The 20,093-nt window shown below is 58.7% G+C and carries 19 protein-coding genes; 9 read left to right on the forward strand and 10 right to left on the reverse strand.

Features of this window, described 5'->3' with window-relative positions; all coding sequences use genetic code 11:
- Nucleotides 1-2: 2 nt before the first annotated feature.
- Together rsxA and metG are read right to left on the reverse strand one after the other, a co-directional pair.
- Entirely contained in the window at nt 3-581 is a 579-nt protein-coding gene (rsxA, locus tag ACTG3T_RS11925; RefSeq protein ID WP_439102580.1) for an electron transport complex subunit RsxA, read from the reverse strand.
- 169 nt (nt 582-750) lie between these two features.
- Nucleotides 751-2,808 (reverse strand): methionine--tRNA ligase, encoded by a 2,058-nt coding sequence (gene metG, locus ACTG3T_RS11930; RefSeq protein WP_439102499.1) that lies wholly within the window; start codon nt 2,806-2,808, stop codon nt 751-753.
- A gap of 129 nt (nt 2,809-2,937) precedes the next feature.
- Between metG and apbC the strand changes: the two genes are divergently transcribed.
- Together apbC and dcd are read left to right on the forward strand one after the other, a co-directional pair.
- The gene (gene apbC / locus ACTG3T_RS11935; protein ID WP_439102500.1) at nt 2,938-3,747 is read left to right on the forward strand and encodes an iron-sulfur cluster carrier protein ApbC; all 810 of its coding nucleotides are present in this window, start codon (nt 2,938-2,940) and stop codon (nt 3,745-3,747) included.
- A gap of 11 nt (nt 3,748-3,758) precedes the next feature.
- Nucleotides 3,759-4,328: a dCTP deaminase gene (gene dcd, locus ACTG3T_RS11940; RefSeq protein ID WP_439102501.1), complete on the forward strand. Its 570-nt coding sequence runs from the start codon at nt 3,759-3,761 to the stop codon at nt 4,326-4,328.
- Here dcd and ACTG3T_RS11945 read toward each other — a convergent pair whose 3' ends face one another.
- From ACTG3T_RS11945 to purM, 3 genes are read right to left on the reverse strand one after another with little or no spacing between them, the layout of a single operon-like run.
- Complete coding sequence (locus ACTG3T_RS11945; RefSeq protein ID WP_439102502.1) at nt 4,329-5,228, reverse strand: DUF3108 domain-containing protein; 900 nt, start codon at nt 5,226-5,228, stop codon at nt 4,329-4,331.
- Nucleotides 5,225-5,866, reverse strand: coding sequence for a phosphoribosylglycinamide formyltransferase (gene purN / locus ACTG3T_RS11950; RefSeq protein WP_439102503.1), 642 nt, complete (start codon nt 5,864-5,866; stop codon nt 5,225-5,227). The genes ACTG3T_RS11945 and purN overlap by 4 nt, the downstream gene beginning before the upstream one ends.
- Nucleotides 5,863-6,909 carry a phosphoribosylformylglycinamidine cyclo-ligase gene (gene purM, locus ACTG3T_RS11955; protein WP_439102581.1) on the reverse strand — a complete coding sequence of 349 codons (1,047 nt, stop codon included), beginning with the start codon at nt 6,907-6,909 and terminating at the stop codon, nt 5,863-5,865. The genes purN and purM overlap by 4 nt, the downstream gene beginning before the upstream one ends.
- A 115-nt stretch (nt 6,910-7,024) precedes the next feature.
- On the opposite strand from purM, the gene ACTG3T_RS11960 reads away from it, so the two are divergent.
- From ACTG3T_RS11960 to hda, 3 genes are read left to right on the forward strand one after another with little or no spacing between them, the layout of a single operon-like run.
- Nucleotides 7,025-8,083 carry a DUF2066 domain-containing protein gene (locus ACTG3T_RS11960; RefSeq protein ID WP_439102504.1) on the forward strand — a complete coding sequence of 353 codons (1,059 nt, stop codon included), beginning with the start codon at nt 7,025-7,027 and terminating at the stop codon, nt 8,081-8,083.
- Complete coding sequence (locus ACTG3T_RS11965) at nt 8,080-9,222, forward strand: AI-2E family transporter (protein ID WP_439102505.1); 1,143 nt, start codon at nt 8,080-8,082, stop codon at nt 9,220-9,222. The genes ACTG3T_RS11960 and ACTG3T_RS11965 overlap by 4 nt, the downstream gene beginning before the upstream one ends.
- Nucleotides 9,215-9,919: a DnaA regulatory inactivator Hda gene (gene hda, locus ACTG3T_RS11970; protein WP_439102506.1), complete on the forward strand. Its 705-nt coding sequence runs from the start codon at nt 9,215-9,217 to the stop codon at nt 9,917-9,919. The genes ACTG3T_RS11965 and hda overlap by 8 nt, the downstream gene beginning before the upstream one ends.
- A gap of 16 nt (nt 9,920-9,935) precedes the next feature.
- Here the strand turns inward: hda and ACTG3T_RS11975 are convergent, their stop codons facing one another.
- The gene (locus ACTG3T_RS11975; protein WP_439102507.1) at nt 9,936-10,412 is read right to left on the reverse strand and encodes an Lrp/AsnC family transcriptional regulator; all 477 of its coding nucleotides are present in this window, start codon (nt 10,410-10,412) and stop codon (nt 9,936-9,938) included.
- Nucleotides 10,413-10,538: 126 nt separating this feature from the next.
- On the opposite strand from ACTG3T_RS11975, the gene ACTG3T_RS11980 reads away from it, so the two are divergent.
- Nucleotides 10,539-14,051: an indolepyruvate ferredoxin oxidoreductase family protein gene (locus ACTG3T_RS11980; protein WP_439102508.1), complete on the forward strand. Its 3,513-nt coding sequence runs from the start codon at nt 10,539-10,541 to the stop codon at nt 14,049-14,051.
- 37 nt (nt 14,052-14,088) lie between these two features.
- Nucleotides 14,089-15,159, forward strand: a complete 1,071-nt coding sequence (locus ACTG3T_RS11985; RefSeq protein WP_439102509.1) for a Glu/Leu/Phe/Val family dehydrogenase — start codon at nt 14,089-14,091, stop codon at nt 15,157-15,159.
- 9 nt (nt 15,160-15,168) lie between these two features.
- Here the strand turns inward: ACTG3T_RS11985 and ACTG3T_RS11990 are convergent, their stop codons facing one another.
- Together ACTG3T_RS11990 and ACTG3T_RS11995 are read right to left on the reverse strand one after the other, a co-directional pair.
- On the reverse strand, nt 15,169-15,963 hold the full coding sequence (locus tag ACTG3T_RS11990) for a queuosine precursor transporter (protein WP_439102510.1): 795 nt from the start codon (nt 15,961-15,963) through the stop codon (nt 15,169-15,171).
- Nucleotides 15,963-16,664 (reverse strand): SDR family NAD(P)-dependent oxidoreductase, encoded by a 702-nt coding sequence (locus tag ACTG3T_RS11995; protein WP_439102511.1) that lies wholly within the window; start codon nt 16,662-16,664, stop codon nt 15,963-15,965. The genes ACTG3T_RS11990 and ACTG3T_RS11995 overlap by 1 nt, the downstream gene beginning before the upstream one ends.
- Before the next feature lie 85 nt (nt 16,665-16,749).
- Between ACTG3T_RS11995 and ACTG3T_RS12000 the strand changes: the two genes are divergently transcribed.
- Together ACTG3T_RS12000 and ACTG3T_RS12005 are read left to right on the forward strand one after the other, a co-directional pair.
- The gene (locus tag ACTG3T_RS12000) at nt 16,750-17,247 is read left to right on the forward strand and encodes a 6-pyruvoyl trahydropterin synthase family protein (protein WP_439102512.1); all 498 of its coding nucleotides are present in this window, start codon (nt 16,750-16,752) and stop codon (nt 17,245-17,247) included.
- A 152-nt stretch (nt 17,248-17,399) separates the two neighbouring features.
- Nucleotides 17,400-18,368, forward strand: a complete 969-nt coding sequence (locus ACTG3T_RS12005; protein WP_439102513.1) for a quinone oxidoreductase family protein — start codon at nt 17,400-17,402, stop codon at nt 18,366-18,368.
- Here the strand turns inward: ACTG3T_RS12005 and ACTG3T_RS12010 are convergent.
- Together ACTG3T_RS12010 and ACTG3T_RS12015 are read right to left on the reverse strand one after the other, a co-directional pair.
- Nucleotides 18,354-18,839: a TlpA family protein disulfide reductase gene (locus ACTG3T_RS12010; RefSeq protein ID WP_439102514.1), complete on the reverse strand. Its 486-nt coding sequence runs from the start codon at nt 18,837-18,839 to the stop codon at nt 18,354-18,356. The genes ACTG3T_RS12005 and ACTG3T_RS12010 overlap by 15 nt on opposite strands.
- Before the next feature lie 4 nt (nt 18,840-18,843).
- Nucleotides 18,844-20,052 (reverse strand): YihY family inner membrane protein, encoded by a 1,209-nt coding sequence (locus ACTG3T_RS12015; RefSeq protein ID WP_439102515.1) that lies wholly within the window; start codon nt 20,050-20,052, stop codon nt 18,844-18,846.
- Between the last annotated feature and the right edge of the window lie 41 nt (nt 20,053-20,093).

The raw sequence follows: 20,093 nt of genomic DNA on the forward strand, positions 1-20,093 counted from the left end.
CGCTATACCAGCCCGGCGAATCCCATAAAAGCCAGAGACATTAGGCCTGCGGTAACCATACCTATGGCGGCGCCGGAAAACGGTGCGGGCACGTCGGCGACCGCGATGCGCTCACGCATGGCGGCAAACAAAATCAATACCAGGGAGAAGCCCAGGGCGGCGCCAAATCCGTAGAGGAGGGCTTCGATAAAGCTATGGCTCTTATTCGTGTTAATGAGAGCGACTCCGAGCACTGCGCAGTTGGTGGTGATCAGCGGAAGATACACTCCGAGCACGCGGTGCAGGAGGGGACTGGATTTTCGCACCACCATTTCCGTGAATTGCACCACGACCGCAATAACCAGTATGAACGCGATGGTTTTCAGGTATCCCAGACCCAGAGGCAACAGCAGGTAATGGTAGGTCAGGTGACTGCAGGCCGAAGCCAGGGTGAGCACAAAGGTAGTGGCCATGGACATACCCATGGCCGTTTCCAGTTTGTTGGAGACGCCCATAAACGGGCACAGTCCCAAAAACTGTACCAGCACAAAATTGTTTACCAGAATGGCGCCAATCAGCAGCAGCGAATAATCCGCCAGCATTTCCTCACCCACAGCATCCGGGGATGCGCACTAAAAATCGTCGGGTTGGGCCAGCGAAAAAAGCTTCGCAGGCTCAGGCAGTCCCGAAGTCGTCATGGTAGGCAGACTCTCCTTAATAAACAATGCGTTGGAGTAATTTGCGCGCTGATTTTAAAGGCCTGTCTGCGGCTTAGCTAACCCGCATTCCGGGTGTGGCACCACTGTCTGGCGACAGGAGAAAAACATCGGAGTCTCCCTCACCCGCGGCCAGCACCATGCCCTCGGACACGCCAAAGCGCATTTTCCGGGGCGCCAGGTTTGCAACGACTACTGTGAGCCGGCCGACCAGGGTTGCCGGGTCGTAGGCCGCTTTGATGCCGGAAAACACCTGTCGTTTACCCAATTCTCCAAGATCGAGGTGCAGTGCCAATAGCTTGTCGGCGCCCTCGACTGCCTCCGCCGCCTCAATGCGGGCGACCCGTAGATCCACTTTTTGGAAATCGCGGATATCGAGATAATTGCTGTCTGGCGGTACTGCGGATTTTTCCACTGATTGCTCCGTCTTGCCTTTTTTAGCACCTTCATCGGAGCCTTCAGCAGGGGCTTCCTCGCGATTACTTTCCACCATTTTGCGCACAATCTTGGGGTCCACGCGTTGCATGAGTGGCTCGAAGGTCGCCAGTTCATGGTTCAGGAGTAGCGCGCCCCGCTGATCCCAGGCAAGGCTGCAGCGCAGGTAAGCGGCGGCCCGCTCGGCCATCAGCGGCAGTACCGGTTGAAGGTAGATCATAAGGAGACGGAAACAGTTGATGCCGGTGGAGCACACCAGCTGCACATCGGCGGCCTGTGTAGGTTCCTTCGCCATCACCCAGGGTTTGTGCTGATCAATATACTGATTGGCTCGATCCGCAAGTTCCATGATCAGGCGAATTGCTTTGCTGAATTCCCTGTCCTCGTAGGCTTGGGCGATGTCTGTACCGGCCGCGTCAAAGGCCGCAAGGAGGTCCGGCTCACTGCAGTGTTGGGATGTGCGGTTTTCAAAGCCCTTGCGCAAAAAGCCCGCGCAGCGGCTGGCGATGTTGACAACCTTGCCGACTACATCGGAATTGACCCGCTGCACGAAGTCTTCGAGATTGAGGTCGATATCATCGACACCCGCGCTGAGCTTGGCGGCGAAGTAATAGCGCAGGTATTCGGCATCAAGGTGTTGCAGGTAGTGATGGGCATTGATGAAGGTGCCGCGGCTCTTCGACATCTTGGTGCCATCGACGGTGAGAAAGCCGTGAACGAAGACGCCGGTGGGAGTGCGAAGCTCGGCCGCGTGGAGCATCGCAGGCCAGAACAGGCCGTGAAAGTTGATAATGTCCTTGCCCACAAAGTGGTATAGCTCGGTGTCGCCGCCAGGCTGCCAGAAATCGTCGAAGGCGATGCCCCTTTGATCGCAGTAATTCTGGAAGCTCCCCATGTAGCCGATGGGTGCATCCAGCCAGACATAAAAATACTTGTCGGTCTCTCCGGGGATTTGAAAACCGAAGTAGGGCGCGTCCCGACTGATGTCCCATTCCTGGAGACCACCATCGGTCCACTCGCGGAGTTTGTTGGCTACCGCGTCCTGTAGCGTTCCCGAGGCGATCCATTCCCGGAGCATGTCGGCAAACAGCGGCAGGCGGAAGAAGAAATGCCGCGATTGCCGATCCACCGGCGCGGCGCCGGACAGCGCCGACACCGGATCGATGAGCTCCGCCGGCGAGTAGGTAGCGCCGCAGGCTTCGCAGTTATCACCATATTGATCGGGTGTTTTGCATTTGGGGCAGGTCCCCTTGATGAAACGGTCGGCGAGGAACAGTCCTTTTTCGGGATCATAGGCCTGGGTGATTTCCCGCTCATTGATGGCTCCTGCTGCCTTGAGGCGCTCGTAAATTGTCTCGGACCACTGGCGTGTTTCGTCCGAGTGAGTGCTATAAAAACTGTCAAAGCTGATGGCAAAAGCCTGGGAGGCGGCCAAGTGATCCTTGTGGATGGCCTCTATTTGCTGCTCTGCGGTGATGCCCTGGCGCTCCGCGCTGAGCATGATGGCGGTGCCGTGGGCGTCATCGGCACAGACATAATGACACTCGTGCCCCCGGGAGCGCTGGAAGCGAACCCAGATATCCGTCTGTACCTGCTCGAGTATGTGGCCCAGGTGGAGGGGGCCGTTGGCATAGGGGAGGGCGCTGGTCACCAAAATACGCCGCTTGGCTTGAGTCATTGCGAATCTGTCCGCGAGAAAAGGCGCGCTATCATAGCGAGTGGCCCCGCCGATTTCATCTGCATTGATTGAGTGCACGGGGGGCAATACCTATACTTGGCGCCTTTCTCGCCGCAGGACCTAGATTGTATGCAAGTGGCCAAGCACATTATCGCCGTTGCCTCCGGTAAGGGGGGAGTGGGTAAATCAACCACGGCGGTGAATCTTGCCCTGGCGTTAAAGGCCATGGGCGCCCGCGTGGGCTTGCTGGATGCCGATATCTACGGCCCCAGCGTGGCGCTGATGCTTGGCGTGGCGGATGGTACCCGCCCGGAGAGCAGCGACGGTAAAACCATGAGTCCGGTGGAGGCCCACGGTCTGGCAAGCATGTCCATGGCCTACCTGGCCAGTGATCGCACGCCCATGGTGTGGCGGGGGCCCATGGCCGGCGGTGCGCTCATTCAGATGCTCGAGCAGACCCGCTGGGGTGAATTGGATTATCTGATTATTGATATGCCCCCAGGCACTGGAGATATTCAGCTGACGCTGTCGCAGAAAGCGACGGTATCCGGAGCTGTTATCGTGACAACGCCGCAGGACATTGCGCTCCTTGATGCCCGCAAAGGTATCGAGATGTTCCGCAAGGTCAGCGTTCCGGTTCTTGGAATCATTGAAAATATGGCCATGCATGTCTGCAGCGAGTGTGGACACACAGAATCTATTTTTGGTGCAGATGGAGGTCAGCGTATTGCCGCCGAATATGGCGTAGAGTTGCTGGCGAGCCTGCCCCTCGCCCGTACGATCCGGGAGTACACGGATGCGGGAACGCCCGTCGTTCTCAGCGAGCCAGAGAGCCCCGCGGGGCAGGCCTACAGTGCGGCGGCACAGGCGGTGATGCGGGCACTGGGTGAGCATCCTGCCGAGGGCGATTTCCCAAGCATTACTATCAGCGATGACTGACGAGAGAAGCTATGAGTATCAAATCTGACAAGTGGATCCGTCGCATGGCGGCAGAGCACGGCATGATCGAACCTTTTGAGGGAGGGCAGGTGCGCAGCGATAGTGATCGTGGAAAGGTTATTTCCTACGGCACCTCAAGTTATGGATACGATGTGCGTTGCGCCGACGAGTTTCGCGTGTTCACCAACATCAATTCTGCCACCGTCGATCCGAAAGCCTTTGACGATAACAGCTTTGTGAACATCACTAGTGATGTCTGTGTGATTCCCCCGAATTCCTTCGCCCTGGCGCGCACGGTGGAATACTTCCGTATTCCCCGCAATGTACTCACCATCTGTCTCGGTAAATCCACCTACGCCCGTTGCGGCATCATCGTTAACGTGACGCCCCTTGAGCCGGAGTGGGAGGGCCATGTGACGCTGGAGTTCTCCAACACCACCACCCTGCCGGCAAAAATTTACGCCAATGAGGGTGTTGCTCAGATGCTGTTTTTCGAGTCCGACGAAGTGTGTGAGGTGAGCTACAAGGACCGTGGGGGCAAGTATCAGGGCCAGACGGGCGTTACGCTCCCCAGGGCCTGATCAGCTGTTGGCGCCGGTCACGGCTGTGCCTGCTATATCGGCGCTGATGAGATTCGCTTCGATGGTCTTTCCGTCATCGATATGCACCGTGCGGACCATGAGGTAGTCCCACTCGGGCGCTATCCAGACCCCGGACTGGCGATCGGGATCATCATGATCCCGTTCAAAATGCAGCGTATTCACCCAGCCCATGGGCGTCTCGAGTCGTTCCTCGCCTGCGAACAGGAGCCGGTACTCCTTCACTTTGCGGCCATCAGCAACATGGAACAGGATGTCGTCCTTGGGTGTGGGATCGTTGAGCAATGACAGACGCAACTGCTCCTGTTGGCTCATGCGGTCCAGGGTGGCGCCGGTTTTCGGCAGTTCATACCACTCTTTTTTGTACAGGCTTCTGATGACGCTGGAATCTTTGTCAAAGTGTACCTCCCGCCGCCGGCTCACCGGACCGCTGAGCTGATAAACATAGGAGCGGGGTTGAATGTTTTCGCCGTCGAGAGTGAACAGACTCACTTCGCTGATGCCCGCAACCAGCAGTTTGCCCTCGCTGGTGAGCCTGCAGTCGCCGCTTGCGTCCATGGTCAGACTGCGACGAAGTTTGATGCTGAGGCCCGAAGTCGAGGTCTTGTATACGGCATCGTAGGGCGTCAGTTTGCGGTATTCCTTCGAGGCCTCTCTGGCTTCGGGTTCCTCCGCCCGCGCGTTGGCGCTGGTGACACCGAGCGAAGTGATGGCGGTCGACGCAAGCGCGGTCAACGCCAGGATCGGTAGCAGCTTTGACCGCGGTTTCGATTGCTGTGTTAATCGCGTGTTTGCTGGCAGCGCAGATGTTGTTTTACCCGCGAAGCGTGATGTTGGTCCCCGCCCGGCTACGCCTTTTGATCCTGCATCTGTCGCTGTCATGCGTTTGTTCCATTGCTTGTGAGTGATGGGTCTTTCCAGACCTTTCCCTTGCGCAGCTCAACCTTTTTCTCAACACACCAGCGTACTGCCAAAGGATAAATCTGGTGTTCCTGCGCCTGTACCCGTGCAGCAAGACTGCTTGCATCGTCTCCTGAAAGAACCGGGACGCGCGCCTGCACAATGGTGGGGCCCGCATCCAGTTCCGGAATCACAAAGTGCACCGTAGCACCGGCTTCTTCGTCACCCGCATCCAGCGCGCGTTGATGCGTGTTAAGTCCCGGGTATTTAGGCAACAAAGACGGGTGAATGTTCAATAGCGACCCGTAATATTCCCGAATAAAGCGATCGGTGAGTATGCGCATGAAGCCCGCAAGCACCACGAGGTCGATGGCGTTTTTCTGCAGCACCTGCAGCATGGCCTCCTCGAAGGCGCCCCGGCTTTCATAATCGCGATGATTGATGCAGCGGTTAGGGAGTTGCCATTCGGCCGCGCGGGCGAGCACCCGGGCGTGGGGTACGTTACTGATGACCAGGCTTAGCGTTGCGGGAATGTCGCCCCGTTCGCAGGCCGCGGCGATGGCAGCCATGTTGGAGCCCGAGCCGGACGCGATTACTGCGATACGGCGGGGGGTGCTCATTCGCTGAAGCTGATGCCTGCGTCCCCCGGAACAGTGTCACCGATCTGCCAGGCGAACAGACCCTGGTCCGCGAGGGTATCGATCGCCCGGGTGACCTGCGCCTTGGGGATACACAACACCATGCCCACGCCGCAGTTAAAGGTGCGGAACATCTCCATCCGCTCGATGTTTCCCGTCTCCTGGAGCCACCGGAATACAGCGGGCCACTCCCAGCTCCGGGTGTTTATCTGCGCTGTGACATTGTCGGGCAAGACCCGGGGCAGGTTTTCCAGGAGCCCGCCACCGGTGATATGCGCCATGGCGTGGATCTCGATCTGGCTTCGTAATGCCAGTAAAGCTTTGCAATAAAGGGTTGTGGGTTCCAGCAACAGTTCGGCCAAAGGTTTCCCGTCGGTCTCGAGGTTCGCATCCAGATCCACCTGGCTGCGCTCCAGCACCCGGCGGATGAGTGAATAGCCATTGGCATGGGGGCCGCTGCTGGCGATAGCGACGAGGGCATCTCCCGCAGCGACGCCACTGCCATCTATTACGCTGTCTCGTTCCACGACGCCGACACAGAAGCCTGCCAGATCGTAGTCACCGTCACTGTACATGCCGGGCATCTCTGCCGTTTCGCCCCCCACGAGGGCGCAACCGGCCAGTTCACAACCTGTGGCGATCCCGCGCACAACATCGGTGGCAACATCCAGGTCAAGCTGACCCGTGGCGTAGTAGTCGAGAAAAAACAGGGGTTCCGCGCCGCTCACGGCAATGTCGTTGGCACACATGGCGACCAGGTCTATACCGATATGTTCGTGGCGATTGAGTTCGATGGCGAGACGCAGCTTGGTACCCACGCCGTCGGTGCCGGAGACCAGCAGGGGTTCCCGGTATCCGGTGGGGAGTGCGCAGAGTGCGCCAAAACCGCCCAGGCCGCTCATAACCTCTGGCCGTCGGGTGCGGTCCACCGCATCGCGGATCCGTCCCACCAGCGCGTTACCTTTGTCGATATCCACTCCTGCATCGCGGTAGGTGAGGGGTGTTTTCTGGTGCTTTTCTGACATGAGGCTCGGCCGGCGTGTTGGTGAGCGCGCAGTGTAGCGCCCCGGGCCCGCCAGTAAAGGGTGCCGGGCGCCGTGGTCGATGCCACGAGGGTGCCGGGCGCTGTACAATGGCACCATGTCCCAGTCTATCCTCCAACGCTTTCTGGCACCGGCGCTGCTCTGCGGGAGCCTGCTGCTGGGCGGTCAATATGCCCGGGCGGAGATGGTAGACAACATCTACAGTGCCCTGGTCACCGTTGAGGGGCGGGATGCCCGGTCTCTCGCTGCCGCGCGCAAAGCCGGGCTTGCCGAGGTGATCATCAAAGCCTCGGGAAACCCGCTGGCCGTGGAGCGGCCCGCAGTGCTTCGGGCCCTGGATGATGCCCAGGGTTATCTGCTTGGCTACAGCTATGAGGAGGGCGCCGACAACGCTCTCCGTCTTCGCCTCGACTACGACGAGCAGGCGTTACAGAAGCTCCTTGGGGAAGCGGACCTGCGTCTGTGGACCGCAAATCGGCCCCTGGTGTTGACCTGGCTGGTGATTAGCGATGAACGAGGGCGTCGCTTCGCGTCGCTGGAAGCTGCGCCGCAGGTAGACGCGATGCTCAAAGAGAGCTTTTTGCGTCGCGGTGTGCCTTTGCAAACGCCTCTTTACGATCTTCTGGATACTGCGACGATCTCTCTGGGAGAGGCCTGGCGGCAGTCCTCTGCGGCCCTTATCGATGCGTCGGACCGCTATCGCGGCGCCGAATTGCTGGCCGGACGCGTGGCCCGGCTGTCCGATGGCAGTTGGGTCGGCGATTGGCGCTATCTGGATAACGGTCGCTGGAAAAGCCGCTCCACGGTCGCGGCCAATCTGGAAGCCTTTACTAATGCCGGGGCAGAACTAGTCGCAGGAACGCTGGCAGAACAGTACGGTGTGAAGCTCAGTGCCGACCGGGATGAACGCTACCGGATTGTGCTTCGGGGTATTCGCTCTTTTGCAGACTATAAACTGGCTCAGGAGAGTCTCGGTGACCTGGAGGCGGTTCGGGCGGTGGTGCCCGAGAGTCTTCTGGGCGACCAGGTGAGCGTAAGGATTGAGGCAGAAACCGATTTACAGCAGCTGGCAAGAATTATCGAACTGGACGCGCGCTTTGTTGCCCTGCCCCGGGAGCCGGGGCAGGGCGCGCTTTTCTACGAGTGGATTCCATGAGTGACTCGAGCCCTGACCTCGAGGTCAAAGCTGAAATTCCCGTTAACCGCTGGCCTTTGGTGTTCGCCGTGTTTGCCGCGCTGGCGGTGCTGTTTTATCTCCTTGAGCCGATTCTGCTGCCCTTTGTACTGGGCGCATTGACGGGCTACCTGGGAGACCCCCTGGTTGACCGGGTGGAGGAGCGCGGCGGGAGCAGGACCTTCGGTGTCATTTTGGTTTTTCTGTTTTTTACAACGCTGTCACTGGTGGCCCTGTTTTTCGCAGTCCCGGTCCTGCTTCAGCAGCTGGATGGTCTTATCGGGCGTGTCCCCGTGGTCTACGCCTGGCTACGGGATGTTGCCGTGCCCTGGCTTCAATCACGCACGCTGGTCACAGGAGCCAGCCTTCCACAGATTGACTGGTCGGCGCAGTTGCTTGAAAACTGGCAGTCTCTGGGAAAAGTGACGGCCAGCACTATCTCCCGTATCACCGGTTCGGGGCTGGGACTGCTCCTGGGTATGGCCAACATCGCGCTGGTGCCCGTGGTGGCGTTTTATCTCATGCGGGACTGGGATGATATTGCCGAGCGTATCCTGCACCTCATGCCCAAAGCCTGGCAGACGGGAACGCAGCAAATGGTCCGCGAAGCCGACGAGGTGGTGGGCGCTTTTCTTCGGGGACAGTTCGTCGTCATGTGCGCCCTGGGTGCACTTTATGCAACGGGTCTTTACCTGGCAGGTATCGAGCTCGCTTTGCTCCTGGGACTGGTTGCCGGTCTTGCGAGTATCGTGCCTTATCTCGGTTTTATCGTGGGTATCACCGCATCGCTGATAGCGGCCTGGCTGCAATTTCATGAGCCGTTGCCCCTGCTTTATGTCGCGGTGGTTTTCGGCGTGGGGCAGCTCATCGAGAGCATGGTACTCACCCCTGTACTGGTGGGGGATCGTATTGGCCTGCATCCGGTGATGGTGATTTTTGCGCTCATGGCCGGTGGCCAGCTTGCGGGCTTTGTGGGTGTGGTTGTCGCACTACCGGTGGCAGCGGTGATCAAGGTGTTTGCCAGCCACGCCCTGGTGCATTATCGCAACAGTGCGCTTTACACCGATCTCGATCAAGACAGCGATGGCGATCGCGGCGGCGAGTCTCACCGGGATGCCTGAGTCGTCTGCCGCACAGGAGCAGCCCCCACAGCTGGCACTGAAAATCGGCCTGCGTGACGAGGCGAACTTTGAGAACTTCTGTCCCCGGGAATCCCTCGCAGCCGTTCTCGACAGTATGACGCGACCTGCTGCGGAGCCCCTGCAGTTTCTCCATGGTGGAGCAGGGGTGGGCAAAACTCATCTCCTGCAGGCGCTTTGCCACACAACGGAGGGTTCGCTGTATTTGCCCCTCGCAGATGTGCACGGCTCGCCGCCCCGGTCGCTTTTGGATAATTTGGAGATGGCGGCGCTGCTGGCGCTGGATAACCTTGAATTCATCGCCGGGGATTCGGAATGGGAAGAGGCGCTTTTCCATCTCATCAATCGGGCCCGGGCGGTAAACTGCCCACTCTGGGTTGCTGCACGGCGTCCCGCTATGGAGCTGGGTATTGAACTGGCGGATCTCCGCTCGCGTTTGGCGGGGGGTGTGACCTGGGCGATCGCCGCTGCCAATGATGAGGAAATGCGGCGGATTTTGCAGTTTCGCGCTGAGCGGCGGGGTCTCGCTCTGCCGGATCCCGTTGCCAGCTATCTCTGCGCGCGGGAGACCCGCGCCCTGGGAGATCTCATGGACACCCTCGACCGTTTGGACAGCGCATCGCTGCAGCGACAGCGGCCCCTGACGGTCCCGCTGGTCAAGGCGGTCATGGGCTGGTAGCTCTCCGACTCCCGCCTTAGCCCTGGGTCTGCAGCGGCAGCGACGTGCTGTTCTTGATTTCCGTTACCGCCATGTGCGAGTGGAGTTCCCGAAGGTCCGGATTGGTACTCAGCGTTTCCCGAACGAACTGCTCGTAGTGACGAACGTCCCGGGTCACGATTTTTAGCAGGTAGTCCCAAATTCCCGTCATGGTGTAGCACTCGATGACTTCGGGGTAGCGGATAATGTCCTCTTCAAAGCTGAGGAGATTTTGTCGCCCCGTCGCTGTGAGGTTCACCGTGGCAAATACCACCACGTCCATTCCCAGCGCCTGGCGATCCAGCAGTGCCACGCGCTCGCGGATCAAACCTCGCTCCTCCAGGCGACTGATCCGACGCCAACAGGGAGACTGGGAGAGGTTGACCCGCTCCGCGATAGCCGCGGTGCTCAAACTACAATCGCCCTGAAGGAGATCGAGAATCGCTAAGTCTGTGCTATCCAGTTTTTCTGACATAGTTATGCGTAGTGAATGCTAAAAGCACATATTTTATCCATTTATAGGGCGAGGTGACAGATAAATAGCATAGTAAATTCTTCCATCTCCTTTACAATTTTTAGGCCTTAATAAAAGGGATAAACAATGGCTGACGGGACTGATCGGAGCACTACAGCGAACAGACACCAGGTAAGTCTGGACGACAAGTATTCTCTGGACATTGATCGGGCCTACATGACGGGCATTGAGGCCCTTGTTCGTCTACCCATGCTTCAGCACCAGCGTGACCAGCAGCGGGGACTGAACACCGCCGCTTTTGTGTCCGGCTATCGGGGGTCCCCCCTGGGGGGCGTTGACCAGGCGTTCTGGAAGGCCCGCAAATGGCTGGAGCCCCACAACGTCCACTTTCAACCGGGGATCAATGAAGAGCTGGCAGCCACGGCCGTGTGGGGAAGCCAGCAGACCAACCTGTTTGCCGGTGCGCGCTACGACGGCGTGTTTTCCATGTGGTACGGCAAGGGGCCGGGCGTGGACCGCAGCATGGATGTGTTCAAACACGCCAACGCGGCGGGCACATCGGAATTTGGCGGGGTTCTGGCGGTAGCCGGGGACGATCACGCCTGCAAATCCTCAACACTGCCCCATCAGTCCGAACACGATTTCATCGCCGCTTCCATTCCCGTGCTGAGTCCCTCGAATGTACAGGAAGTGCTGGATCTCGGCGTTTACGGTTGGGAACTCTCCCGCTATTCCGGGTGTTGGGTGGCGTTGAAGGCGATCACCGAGAATATGGATTCGGCGATTTCTGCGGACCTCGACGCGTCGCGTATTCAGGTCGCTATCCCCGAGGGCTTTCAGTTGCCCGAGGGCGGCGTGCACGCCCGCTGGCCGGATCAGCCCATGGAGCAGGAGGAGCGCCTTAACCGTTACAAAATTTATGCGGCGCGGGAATTTGCCCGGGCGAACGGTTTGAACAAAGTTGTGTTGGATAGCCCCAAGGCACGCTTCGGTATCATTACCTCGGGCAAGGCCTATCTTGATGTCATGCAGGCGCTGGACGATATGGGTATCAGCGAAGGCGTCGCAGCAGAAATTGGCCTGCGTGTGTATAAGGTGGGTATGCCCTGGCCCCTGGAGCCCCAGACGACCCACGAATTTGCAGATGGCCTCGAAGAGATTCTGGTCGTCGAAGAGAAGCGCTCGATCATCGAAGACCAGCTTACCGGACAACTCTACAACTATCCTGTGGCGGCGAGACCCCGGGTAATCGGCGAGTTTGACGAGACCGGTAAGGATTTGCTGCCCAATCTCGGAGAGCTCACCCCGGCGAAAGTCGCGCTGGCCATCGCTGCGCGCATCCGGCGTTTTTATCAGTCCGAGCTGATGGATGAGCGTATCCGCTGGATTGAGGGTAAGGAGCTGTCCCTGGCGCGACCCGCGGAAGTGGCGGAGCGTGTTCCCCATTTTTGCTCCGGCTGCCCCCATAACACTTCGACGCAGTTGCCCGATGGCAGCCGCGCCATGGGCGGTATCGGCTGTCACTACATGGCCACCTGGATGCCTGACCGCCCGACGCTGACCTTTACTCAGATGGGTGGTGAAGGGGTTACCTGGATAGGTCAGGCGCCCTTTACCGAAACCGAGCATGTATTTCAGAACCTGGGTGATGGCACCTATTTCCACTCCGGTATTCTGGCGGTGCGCGCTGCCGTCGCCTCCAAGGTCAACATCACCTACAAGATTCTCTATAACGATGCGGTAGCGATGACCGGTGGCCAGCCCATTGATGGTTCACTGGCCATTCCCGATCTGCTGAAGCAGCTTCAGGGTGAGGGGGTGAGGCGCATTGCCCTGGTGAGCGATGAGCCCGGTCAGTGGCGGGGCCATCTGCCTTCTGTTGGCGGTCTAACCTTGCATCACCGTGACGACCTGGACGCCCTGCAGCGTGAATTGCGCGAGACAAAAGGTACGTCGGTGATCGTTTATCAGCAGACCTGTGCTGCAGAGAAGCGTCGCCGTCGCAAGAAAGGCAGCGCCGTGGATCCGGCCAAGCGTCTCTTTATCAACGACGCCGTGTGTGAGGGCTGCGGTGATTGCTCGGTGAAATCAAACTGCCTATCCATTGTTCCCAAAGAGACGGAGCTGGGGCGCAAGCGCCAGATTGATCAGAGCGCCTGCAATAAGGATTACAGCTGCAATAGAGGGTTCTGCCCCAGCTTCGTGACGGTGACCGGCGGCGGTCTGCGAAAGCCCAAGCGCGTGGATACCGCACAGACGGTTTTCGATCCGCTGCCCGAGCCCCAGCTTCCCAATCTTGAGGAGCGACCCTGGAACACCGTCGTGACCGGCGTGGGTGGCACGGGCGTGCTGACGATTACCTCTCTCGTGGCCATGGCTGCGCACATTGAGGGCAAGGGCTGCGCGACCCTGAACCAGACGGGACTGGCGCAGAAGTTTGGCGCCGTGGTGTCCCATGTGCGGGTCTCCAGTGCTCAGGATGACATTATGGCCGTGCGCATTCCCGCGGGAGAGGCGGACTTGCTCCTGGGTTGCGACCTTGTGGTGACGACAACCTACGAGGCCCTGGGCAAAGTGGCGCACGGACGCACTCACGCCGTGGTCAACGATGCCGAGGTGCCCACCGCCAGTTTCATTCTCAATCCTGACGCGCGCTTTCCCACCAACACCATGAAGCAGCGCGTATTGGAGGAGGTGGGTGACAGCGATTGCCACTTCCTCGATTCCAGTCGTATCGCGACCACGCTCATGGGTGACACCATTGCGGGTAACCTATTTCTTCTGGGTTATGCCTGGCAGCGGGGGCTGGTGCCCGTGTCATCTGCATCACTGGAGAGAGCCATTGAGCTCAATGGCGTGGCCGTCGACTTTAACAAGCAGGCCTTTCTCTACGGGCGCCGCTACGCAAACCGTCCAGATCAGGTGCTTGCCCTGCTGCCCGAGGCGAAGACGGTGGCTACCCTGTCCACAGCGGAGCTGATCGAGGACCGCGCTGCCCGCCTGGTCGATTATCAGGACGAGCGCTATGCCCGGCGCTACCGCGAGATAATCGCAGCGGTAGAGGCAGCCGACCAGCGTTCGGTCGAGCCCGATTCCCTCACTGCTACCGCCGCTCGATCGCTTTTCAAGCTCATGGCCTATAAAGATGAATACGAAGTGGCGCGGTTGTACAGCGACCCCGCATTTTTAGCGAAGATCGAGGCGCGGTTCGAAGGCGATTACGACCTGACGTTTAACCTGGCGCCGCCGCTGTTCAGCAAGCGCGACCCCCACACGGGGGAACTCAAGAAAGCCGAGTTTGGTTCCTGGATGCTGAACGCGTTCCGTCTCCTTGCACCGTTGCGGCGGCTTCGCGGCACCGCTTTTGATGTGTTCGGATATACCGCGGAGCGTCGTCAGGAACGGCAGGATATCGAGGACTACACATCCCTCCTTGCAGAATTGCAATCGCGGATATCCGTCGCGAGCTCAGATACTGAATATGAGCTGTTGCGCGAGCTCCTTGCGCTGCCCCAGCAGCTTCGAGGGTTCGGTCATGTAAAAGACCGAAACCGTGATCAGCTTGCCCTGCGTCAGTCCACCTTGCTGGCGCGTCTGGATGGTCAGGAAGATGTCGTCCAGATCGTTGAAGCGGCGTAAACAGCACCCGAAGATTCTAATAACAGAGATTAAGGCAATGACAGTATTCAGCGCTCCATCTTTTGATGATCACGAAAAAGTGGTTTTTGCTGCAGATCGCGCGAGCGGTCTCCGGGCGATTATTGCCGTGCACGACACCCGCCTGGGCGCGGCCGTGGGTGGCTGTCGAATGTATCCCTACGGGTCGGACGACGAAGCCCTCGATGATGTGCTGCGTCTCTCCCGGGGGATGACCTACAAGTCAGCTCTGGCGGGGCTCCCCCTGGGTGGCGGTAAGTCTGTGATTATTGGCGACCCAACGCAGGACAAAAGTCCTGCTCTGTGGCGCGCCATGGCAGAATTCATCGACAGCCTGGGCGGTCGCTACGTGGCAGCAGAGGACTCCGGCACATCCGTTGCTGACCTTCGCGCCATGAGTCAGCACACGGCTTTTGTCAGTGGTTTTGCCGCAACAGAGCATGGCGGTGATCCCTCGCCGAGCACTGCACGGGGAGTTTTTGTCGCCATTCGTCGAGCGCTGGCACATCGATTGGGCGCCAGTGACCTCCAGGGGGTTCGCGTCGCTGTTCAGGGGCTGGGTCATGTGGGTTACGCCCTGGCGGAACTGTTGGCTAAAGCCGGCGCCCGGGTATTGGCCTCCGACATCAACGCGGAAAATCTTGCCCGTGCAGAGGCAGAGCTTGGCGTAACCGCGGTGGCTGCGGACGACATTCTATTTGCGGACGTTGATGTCCTCGCCCCCTGTGCCCTTGGTGGGGCGCTGAATGTTGAGAGTATCGCAGGACTGCGTGCAGGCATTGTTGCTGGAGCCGCAAATAATCAGCTTCGAGACAGGGCAGACGGCGCCCGCCTGGCGGATCGCGGTATTCTCTACTGCCCCGACTTTCTCATTAACGCGGGTGGCATCATCGATGTGCACTATCAGCGGAGCGGTATGGACAGAAGCGCGTTGCTATCCCATATCGAGAGCATCGGCGATCGATTGGGGGAAGTGCTTGAGCGGGCAGATCGTTGCCACCGGCCTACGGAAGACATCGCCGAAAAGCTCGCAGAGGAACTCATGGACAGCGTTGCGCCACAGCCCTCAGGGCTACGCAGCGTCGCTTGATCGTTCTAATCAGTTCGGGGACGTTGCCGCGGGCGTTGTCCGGGCATGCTCCGCCGCAGCATAGCTGCCTTCTTCAAGGTGCAGGTAACGTCGCAGGTAATGCACGGCGAGGTAGAAGGGACCGGTGTCCAGCAGTGCCACACAGGCTTTGAAAAGGTAGTTGCTGCCCACCAGTATCGCCAGCGCCTTGGTGGTGACATCCCCGCGGATAAATGCCGCGCCAAAGGTGACCGTAACCACCATCACGGAGTCGACCATCTGGCTCATGAGCGTGCTGAAATTATTGCGAATCCAAAGATGTTTCCCTTTGGTGACGCGCTTCCAGAAATGAAACAGCTGCACGTCGCAATACTGCGCGGCGATGTAGGCGAGCATTGATGCGAAGACAGCTCCCGAGGTTGTGGCATAGATAAGCTGGTAGAGGCCTATGCTGCTTTCGACCACATCGCCATTGGGCAGCGCAACCGGCGCTGCCAGCTGGATTATCTGCCAGGGTGGCATGGCATCTGCCGGCACCGAAGGGATGCTGTTGCCAAGAAACAACACAAAAAGAATCAGAAAATTCAGTCCCAGACCGACACTGACCAGAAAGTTCGCCCGGGCTTTGCCGTAGAGTTCACAGATCAGGTCCGTGCACAGGAAGGTGAGGGGGTAGGGCAGCACCCCCACTGCCAGAGCCATGGGGCCCAACTGTACAAAGCGCGTGATACCAATGACATTTAACAGGGTCATGGCGCAGAGGAAGGTGCCGGCTAAAACCAGAAATACCCGCTCGCGGCGCTCCTGTAGCTGGGGCGGGCTCATCAGCTCTCCCGCTGTCCGAGATTCGCATGTAAAACCGAGCCATTGATTACCGGGTTCCGGTGGGCCCAAAGTAGCACCGCCGAGATTTCCTCGGGCTCGATGAGTCGGCCAAAGCTGTTCATGCCCCCGATTTGCTGAAGCAGCGCGTCATCATTGCCCAGGTGATTGCGGAGCATTTCTGTATCAGTAAAACCCGGGCAGACCATGGCCGTGTGGATGCCCGAACCCATGAGGTCCTGGCAGGTGGAACGCATCATGCCGAGCTGCGCGTGCTTGGACACGACATAGCTGAAAGTATTGGGCACGGCTTTCTCGGCGAGAGTAGAACCCACATAGAGAACACTGCTTCCGGGGCCCATGCCCGGGAGAAGGGCTCGGGTGAGCCGGTTAACAGCGATCACGTTGGTTTCCATCACGGCACGGAGGCTGTCGTCGGCACAGTTGTCCGCGCTGTCCTTGCGCATTTGACTGGCGTTGTGGATGAGGCTGATTTCTGACAAGCCCGAAATGCGACTCAGTAGCGCATCAATGACGTCGCCGATGCTATCGGGATCCGCAAGGTCGCAGGGCATGTTGTGCACGCCGGGGACCTTGCATGCGCGACGGGACAGATTCACGACCTCGTAACCACCATCCTGAAATGCCCGGGCGGTGGCCTCGCCAATGCCGACGCTTGCTCCGGTAATGATCGCAATGGTCATGCTATTCTCCCTCGGAATTTGTTGTTGGTGCGTTGATCGTCAAACGACAGAATACGCGAAGAATACGTGATATGAGAGGGTTTGGATGGAACGCCTTGCAACACTGTACATCGACAAGGAAAGTCACAAGTTTTCTGCTGCGCATTACACGATTTTCTCGGCAACGGAGCGGGAACGACTCCATGGGCACAACTTTTCTGTGTCTGCCATGATCGCCGCGCCCATGGGGGACAACGGTTTTGCCGCAGACTACAACGTGTACAAGCGCCGCATAAAAGGGCTCTGCGATGAGCTCGATGAATACATGGTATTGCCCGAGTACTCTCCCCATCAATCGATAGAGGAAGACGGCGATAACTACTGTGTGAAGTTCAATGGCGAAGAAATGCTGTTTTTGCGCTCCGATACCCTGGTGCTACCCATTGTGAATTCGACCGTCGAGGAGTTTGCCCATTATCTATTGCGACGTATGCTGGAAGAGTCTGCGGGGGAGGCGATAGCGGAATTGGAAGTGTGTGTTGCATCGGGTCCGGGGCAAAAGGGCAGTGCCCGCTGGTCAGCTATGGATGAGGGCATCGCCTGATCGAAACCCTATCCATTTAGGGTATCAACCGGCGGTGACATGACCGAGGCGGTCAATAAAGAGCACAGAAAGAGCACAAAAAGACCAGAAAGAGACCAGAAAAAGAGCAGAAAGAGAGCAGAAAGAGAGTTCCATAGAAACCGGGTGAAATAATGAAGAAAGTAGAGATACAGACAGTAGGCGGCCCCGAGGTACTGAGCCTGGTCGAAGCAGAAGTCGGGGCCCCGGGTCCGGGCATGGTGAGAGTGGCAAATCGCGCCATTGGTCTGAACTATATCGACACCTATCACCGCAGCGGTCTTTACCCTCTGCCGCTCCCCACGGGTATCGGTCTTGAAGGTGCGGGTGTGGTGGATGCCGTTGGTGACGGTGTGGACCTGGCGGTGGGTGATCGCGTCGCTTATTGCGCTGCAGGCTTTGGTGCCTACAGCGAGGCCATCCTGCTTCCGGCCGAGCGCCTGGTACCCATACCTGAGGGCATTGATTTTGATACGGCCGCTGCGGTGCTTCTTAAGGGGGCGACGGTGGAGTACCTCATTCAGCGCACCTATGCCCTGAAATCCGGAGATCAGACCCTCTTTCCTGCGGCTGCTGGCGGTGTGGGTTTGATTTTTGGACAGTGGGCTGCGGCGCTGGGCGCCGAGGTTATCGGCACCGTCAGCAGCGAGGCAAAGCGCGAACTGGCCCTGGCAAACGGTTATGCGCATTGTTTTCTAAATGATGAGCCAGACCTTGTCGCCAAGGTGCGGGAGATCAGTGGCGGTAAAATGCTGCCCGTGGTTTATGACGGAGTCGGTGCTGCAACGTTCACCGACTCCCTCGACTGTTTGGCGCCCCGGGGTCTGATGGTGAGTTTCGGCAATGCCTCGGGCAGTCCTCCACCCTTTGATCTACAGCAGCTTGCTGCGCGCGGCTCGCTTTACATTACTCGCCCCAGTCTCATGGCCTATGTGGCCAGCAAAGAAGAGATGCGTGCCAGCGCGGCGGCGGTTTTCGATCGGGTGTTGGACGGGCGTATCAAGGTTACGATCGCTCAGCGTTATCCCCTGGCTGAGGTGCAGCGCGCGCACGCGGAGCTGGAAGCGCGGCGTACGGTGGGTTCCTCGCTACTCCTTCCCTGAGTCTTGCTCCCCATTCATTTCACCGGCCTTCGTAATGCCTGCTGCGGCCAGCAATGACGCTTCGGTCTGTGGGCCTACCAGCACGGTGGTGAGGGCTCCTCTGGGGTCTACAACCAGGGTGGTGGGCAGAACCTGAGGTCGTTCAACGTCGAAGCGTGCTGCCGGGTCAGCACCCAGCGTGGGAAACCGCACGTTCAGGCTGTCCAGCTGCGCCTGAAGATCGTCTCCCACGGCGCCGTCGTAATTGACCCCCAGGACGCGGATACCCTCCCGGGCATGCAACAGGTTGAGCTCGGGTATTTCCTTGATACAGGGCTTACACCACTTTGCCCAATAATTGATGAAAGTCCACTCGCCCCTGTTGTCGAGACTGGTGGGATCGACGCTCTGCTCGCAGGCGGTAAGGGAGGTGAGTATTAACAGCACGCTAAGAGTGACGCGCTTTGGGGACGATTTTCGTTGTTGCTTCATGGTGTCATTGCTCAAATAGTGTCGCCAAGGGGATGCCCATGTGTTCCCGGATGCCCTGCTGCTGCTCCTGAAGGAGGCCAATAGCCCGCTGCTCCCAGCTGGGCATGCTATCCCGGGATTCAATGGCGAGCTCGCCCTCGCTATCCAGCCATTGCTGGAGTTGCCACAGCGGCACGGTGTGCAGGTCTCTTGCCAGCAGAAAATGGCCCCGCTCGTCTTTGGCGATGACCCGGTTGTTAAGCAAGCAATCTCTCAGCTGTTGCCAGCTCTCCGCGTCCACAGCTAAATTCCGTCCCTTCAGCAGCTCCAGCTCTTTGAGGGGCATGCCCTGGGCTTGCCGTCGCCAGAGGGTCTCAAGGACCTCAAGTCCTTTCATGAGCAGCGGACGTCGTGACTGGGCCTCGCTCTGATAAGCCGACAGGCTGTGCACGACGATTGCGGCGATGAGAACGATGTTCCAGGAGATATAAATCCACAGCAGAAATAGCGGCACCGCGGCAAACGCGCCATAAATGAAAGTGATGCTTGAACCGGCCACCAGCTTTGTAAATAGCGCCCTGGCGATGTTAAAGCTCGTCGCCGCGATGATACCGCCCACAAACGCATGTTTTACCGGAACGCGGCAGTTGGGAACCGCCGCGTAAATGAGTGTGAAGCCCAGGATTTGCAGGAAGTAGGGGAGCAGGCGCAGAAACAGTCCGCCGATACCGATAATGTCCCATTCCTCCAGGCGACCGGCAAAGGACGTGAGAAACGTACTGACGCCAAGGCCCAGGCCGATGGTGACAGGAGCCAGAGAGAGAATGGCCCAATACAACAAGAAGCTGGAGACCGTGCCACGATTATCCCGGGTGCGCCAGATCTGGTTGAAGGCCTGCTCAACATTCCGCAGCATCAGGATGGCGGTAACGATAAGAACGGCAATACCAACCCCCGTGAGGTTCTTGGCCTGGCGGGAGAAGTCCGAAAGATACTCTTCGATGCCTGCCGAGGTTTCGGGTACCAGATTATCGAATAACAAGCTCTGGATGTCCGACTCCAGCCCCTGAAACGCGGGCATTACCGAGGCCATGGTGTAGAGCACAGTCATCAGCGGCACGAGGGCGAACAGCGACATGTAGGTCAGAGCCGCCGCGGTATCGCGGCAGCGGTCTGACTTGTAGCGGCTGGCCAGATAGAGTGCCCGGCGTCGCAACTTTGGGAATATGTTCAAAACTTCCATGCTTCAATTATCGCAGAAAGCTGTGCGGGTAA

It is taken from the genome of Congregibacter sp. (assembly GCF_965660375.1).
In the GTDB taxonomy this organism is placed as follows: Bacteria; Pseudomonadota; Gammaproteobacteria; order Pseudomonadales; family Halieaceae; genus Congregibacter.

Excerpts from the sequence above, each read along its gene's own strand:
- rsxA (WP_439102580.1), bottom strand. The coding sequence starts at position 581 with ATGCTGGCGGATTATTCGCTGCTGCTGATTGGCGCCATTCTGGTAAAC.
- metG (WP_439102499.1), bottom strand. The coding sequence starts at position 2,808 with ATGACTCAAGCCAAGCGGCGTATTTTGGTGACCAGCGCCCTCCCCTAT.
- apbC (WP_439102500.1), top strand. The coding sequence starts at position 2,938 with ATGCAAGTGGCCAAGCACATTATCGCCGTTGCCTCCGGTAAGGGGGGA.
- dcd (WP_439102501.1), top strand. The coding sequence starts at position 3,759 with ATGAGTATCAAATCTGACAAGTGGATCCGTCGCATGGCGGCAGAGCAC.
- ACTG3T_RS11945 (WP_439102502.1), bottom strand. The coding sequence starts at position 5,228 with ATGACAGCGACAGATGCAGGATCAAAAGGCGTAGCCGGGCGGGGACCA.
- purN (WP_439102503.1), bottom strand. The coding sequence starts at position 5,866 with ATGAGCACCCCCCGCCGTATCGCAGTAATCGCGTCCGGCTCGGGCTCC.
- purM (WP_439102581.1), bottom strand. The coding sequence starts at position 6,909 with ATGTCAGAAAAGCACCAGAAAACACCCCTCACCTACCGCGATGCAGGA.
- ACTG3T_RS11960 (WP_439102504.1), top strand. The coding sequence starts at position 7,025 with ATGTCCCAGTCTATCCTCCAACGCTTTCTGGCACCGGCGCTGCTCTGC.
- ACTG3T_RS11965 (WP_439102505.1), top strand. The coding sequence starts at position 8,080 with ATGAGTGACTCGAGCCCTGACCTCGAGGTCAAAGCTGAAATTCCCGTT.
- hda (WP_439102506.1), top strand. The coding sequence starts at position 9,215 with ATGCCTGAGTCGTCTGCCGCACAGGAGCAGCCCCCACAGCTGGCACTG.
- ACTG3T_RS11975 (WP_439102507.1), bottom strand. The coding sequence starts at position 10,412 with ATGTCAGAAAAACTGGATAGCACAGACTTAGCGATTCTCGATCTCCTT.
- ACTG3T_RS11980 (WP_439102508.1), top strand. The coding sequence starts at position 10,539 with ATGGCTGACGGGACTGATCGGAGCACTACAGCGAACAGACACCAGGTA.
- ACTG3T_RS11985 (WP_439102509.1), top strand. The coding sequence starts at position 14,089 with ATGACAGTATTCAGCGCTCCATCTTTTGATGATCACGAAAAAGTGGTT.
- ACTG3T_RS11990 (WP_439102510.1), bottom strand. The coding sequence starts at position 15,963 with ATGAGCCCGCCCCAGCTACAGGAGCGCCGCGAGCGGGTATTTCTGGTT.
- ACTG3T_RS11995 (WP_439102511.1), bottom strand. The coding sequence starts at position 16,664 with ATGACCATTGCGATCATTACCGGAGCAAGCGTCGGCATTGGCGAGGCC.
- ACTG3T_RS12000 (WP_439102512.1), top strand. The coding sequence starts at position 16,750 with ATGGAACGCCTTGCAACACTGTACATCGACAAGGAAAGTCACAAGTTT.
- ACTG3T_RS12005 (WP_439102513.1), top strand. The coding sequence starts at position 17,400 with ATGAAGAAAGTAGAGATACAGACAGTAGGCGGCCCCGAGGTACTGAGC.
- ACTG3T_RS12010 (WP_439102514.1), bottom strand. The coding sequence starts at position 18,839 with ATGAAGCAACAACGAAAATCGTCCCCAAAGCGCGTCACTCTTAGCGTG.